Source organism: Burkholderia sp. AU4i (assembly GCF_000466765.1).
GTDB classification, from domain to species: Bacteria; Pseudomonadota; Gammaproteobacteria; order Burkholderiales; family Burkholderiaceae; genus Burkholderia; species Burkholderia cepacia.
The window spans coordinates 1-3487 of the sequence record NZ_ASSI01000373.1 but is presented as its reverse complement, the minus strand read 5'-3'; the positions used below and the strand labels follow the sequence as shown (position 1 = coordinate 3487).

The following is a 3487-nucleotide window of genomic DNA, read 5'->3' as shown; positions in this document are numbered from 1 at the left end:
TCGGCCTTGCGATGGCGCTCGTGCCGCCGCTGCTGCTCGCGGTCGGCACGGCGCTGCGCTCGCCGCATCGCATCGGGTTCGTGTCCGCATGGCTGCTTGCCGCCGCCGCGCTGTGGGCCGCGCGCGTGCCGCTCGCGCGGCACTTCGAATGGGGCCTGTACCTGGAACACGCGAGTTTCAACCTCGCGATGGCGCTGCTGTTCGGCCGCACGCTCGCGGCCGGCAAGGTGCCGCTGTGCACGCATTTCGCGACGATGATCCACGGCGCGATCACGCCGGCCGTCGCGCACTACACGCGGCAGATCACGCTCGCGTGGACGCTGTTCTTCGTCGCGATCGCCGCCGTGTCGACGCTGCTGTTCGCGACCGCGCCGATCGTCACATGGTCGACGTTCGCGAACTACCTGTCGCTGCCGCTCGTCGCCGTGATGTTCGCGGCCGAGCACGCGTGCCGACGCTTCGCCCTGCCGCACGAACCGCGGCCGCGCATGGTCGACGCGGTGCGCGCGTATCGCGCGACGACACACGCGTCGCAGGCATCACGATGAATTCACGGCCGGCGCGGCGCCGCAACGCGGCCGCGCCGGCCTTCGCTCCTGTTTCGACCAATTTATGCCGACTCACCCGCTGGTTTTCCATTCGTCGCCCGACCAGACGATCGCCTGGCGCGACGGCGCGCCCGTCACCGTGCGCACGTTCGTCGCCGACGTCGCGCGCGTGGCCGCCGCGCTGCCCGCCGGCGCGCACGTGTTCAACGTGTGCCGCGACCGCTACCGCTTCGCGGTCAGCCTGTGCGCCGCGCTCGTTGCCGGCAAGGTCAGCCTGCTGCCGTCGACGCATACGCCGGAAATGGTCCGCCAGCTCGCGTCGTTCGCGCCCGACGCGTTCTGCCTGCACGACGCGCCCGACTGCACGATCGACCTGCCGCGCTTCGCGTACCCCGATGCCGCCCCCGGCGCGCTCGCGGGCGACGCGCCGTTCGCCGTGCCGCAGATCGATGCGGCGCGGATCATGGCCTACGTGTTCACGTCCGGCTCGACCGGCGCGCCGGTGCCGCACCGCAAGACCTGGGGCTTCCTGGTCGGCTGCGTGCGCGCGGCGGCCGACCGCCTCGGGCTGCTCGACGGCCGCGCGGCCGCGCTGATCGGCACGGTGCCCGCGCAGCACATGTACGGCTTCGAGTCGACGGTGCTGCTCGCGCTGATCGGCGGCCTCGCGTTCAGCAACCGCCAGCCGTTCTACCCGGTCGACATTCGCGACGAACTCGACGCGATCCCTCAGCCGCGCGTGCTCGTCACGTCGCCGATCCACCTGCGTGCGCTGCTCGCGGCCGGCCATGCGCTGCCGCGCGCGGCGCTCGTGCTGTCGGCCACCGCGCCGCTGTCGGAAAAGCTCGCGTGCGAAGCCGAGGCCGCGCTCGACGCGCCGCTCGTCGAGATCTACGGCAGCACCGAGACCGGCCAGATCGCCACCCGCCGCACGTCGCAGGGCGCGGCATGGGAACTGTTCCCGGACATCCGTCTCGACGCGCGCGCCGAACCGGACGACGACGACAACGGCCCGACCGTGTGGGTGTCGGGCGGACATGTGGAGGCCCCCGTACCGATGGGCGATGCACTCGAACTGCTCGGCGACGGCCGGTTCCTGCTGCACGGCCGCAAGGCCGACCTCGTCAACATCGCCGGCAAGCGCACGTCGCTCGCGTACCTGAACCATCAGCTCAACGCGATTCCGCAGGTGCTCGACGGCGTATTCTTCATGCCCGACGAAGCCCCGGCGGCACACGACGACATCCGCCTCGAGCCGGTCACGCGCCTCGTCGCGCTCGTCGTCGCGCCGACGCTTACGGCAGCCGGCCTGCAGCGCGCGCTGCGCGAACGGATCGATCCCGCGTTCATGCCGCGCCCGCTCGTGTTCGTCGATGCGCTGCCGCGCAACGAAACCGGCAAGCTGCCGCGCGACGTGCTCGCCGCACTCGTTGCGCAACATGCGCGCCCCGCGGCCGTGCCCGTGCCCGTGCCCGATCCGGCCGGCACGCCCGCACTCGGGTTCACGATCCCCGCCGATCACCCGGCACTCCCCGGCCACTTCCCCGGCCATCCGGTCGTGCCGGGCGTCGTGCTGCTCGATCACGCGATCCATGCGCTCGGCACCGCGCTGAACCGCCCGCTGCACGCGTGGCGGCTCGGGTCTGCGAAATTCCTGAGCCCGGTCGCGCCCGGCGAGCCGCTCGATCTCGCGTACGACGCCGCGGCCAGCGGTGCGATCCGCTTCACGCTGCGCGCCGGGGCGCGCGACGTCGCGAGCGGCGTGCTGTCCGCGCCGCCGGCCGAGCAGGACGGTGCGCAGCCATGAAGCGCACCGCGTGGGCCGAACGCCAGGAGCGCAGCAATGCGGGCTTGCTGCGCGCGATGACGTGGATCTCGCTGCGCTTCGGCCGGCCGCGCGCGCGCGTCGTGCTGCACCTGATCGCGACGTACTTCGTGCTGTTTTCGCCGGTCGCGTGCGCGGCGTCGCGCGACTACCTGCGCCGCGTGCTCGGCCGCCCCGCGCGCTGGCGCGACGTGTACCGGCACGTGTTCACGTTCGCGGCGACGATCCACGACCGCATCTACCTGATGAACGGGCGCTTCGACCTGTTCGACATCCGGCTGCACGGCGAGACGCTGGTAGACGAAGCGCTCGCGGGCGGACGCGGCGCGTTCCTGATGGGCGCGCATCTCGGCAGCTTCGAGGTCGTGCGCGCGATCGGCCGCACGCACCCGGACCTGCGCGTCGTCGTGACGATGTACGAGAAGAACGCGCGCAAGATCAACGCGACGCTCACCGCGGTGAATCCCGCCGCGCAGCCGGAAGTGATTCCGCTCGGGCAAGTCGACTCGATGCTGAAGGTGCGCGAGCGCCTCGACGCGAACTGCATGGTCGGCATGCTCGCCGACCGCACGCTGCTCGACGACGCGGCCGCATCGCTGCGGCGGCTGCCGCTGCTCGGCGCGCCGGCCGCGTTCCCGCTCGGGCCGCTCTACATGGCCGCGATGCTGCGGCGCCCGGTGATCTTCATGACGGGCCTCTATCGCGACGGCAACCGCTACGACGTGCACTTCGAGACGCTCGCCGATTTCTCCGACGTGCGGCGCGATGCGCGCGCGGCGGCCGTCGACGCGGCACTCGCGCGCTACGTCGCGCTGCTCGACAGGTACTGTCGCTCGGCACCGTACAACTGGTTCAACTATTTCGACTTCTGGCACGGCGGCGATGCCGCGACCGCGGCCGCGCGCGGCGACGCCGCGTGCGCCGGTGCCGGCCTGTCCGCCACGAGGGATTCCGACGCATGACCGCCGTTCGCCGCCTGCCCACGCTCACGCCCGCCCTGCGTCGCGCCGTCCGCACGCTGGCCGCCGCCATCGCCGCAACAGCTGACGTTTGTCCTCGGTGTCGCAAAGATGCTCGACCATCTCCTCGGTGACGACTGTCGACGGCGCGAGGA

General features: G+C 72.0%; 3 protein-coding genes. All 3 read left to right on the top strand.

What is annotated here, in order from left to right:
• A partial coding sequence (locus L810_RS42775; protein ID WP_042978393.1) for a membrane protein occupies window positions 1-548 on the top strand: 548 nt, incomplete at its 5' end.
• A gap of 64 nt (window positions 549-612) precedes the next feature.
• Window positions 613-2355: an acyl-CoA synthetase family protein gene (locus L810_RS42770; RefSeq protein ID WP_021164313.1), complete on the top strand. Its 1743-nt coding sequence runs from the start codon at window positions 613-615 to the stop codon at window positions 2353-2355.
• A complete protein-coding gene (locus L810_RS42765) occupies window positions 2352-3335 on the top strand; it encodes an LpxL/LpxP family acyltransferase (RefSeq protein ID WP_021164312.1) in 984 nt (327 codons plus the stop codon). The genes L810_RS42770 and L810_RS42765 overlap by 4 nt, the downstream gene beginning before the upstream one ends.
• Window positions 3336-3487: the final 152 nt, after the last annotated feature.

Coding starts and splice junctions, on each gene's coding strand:
- L810_RS42770 (WP_021164313.1), top strand. CDS start 613: ATGCCGACTCACCCGCTGGTTTTCCATTCGTCGCCCGACCAGACGATC.
- L810_RS42765 (WP_021164312.1), top strand. CDS start 2,352: ATGAAGCGCACCGCGTGGGCCGAACGCCAGGAGCGCAGCAATGCGGGC.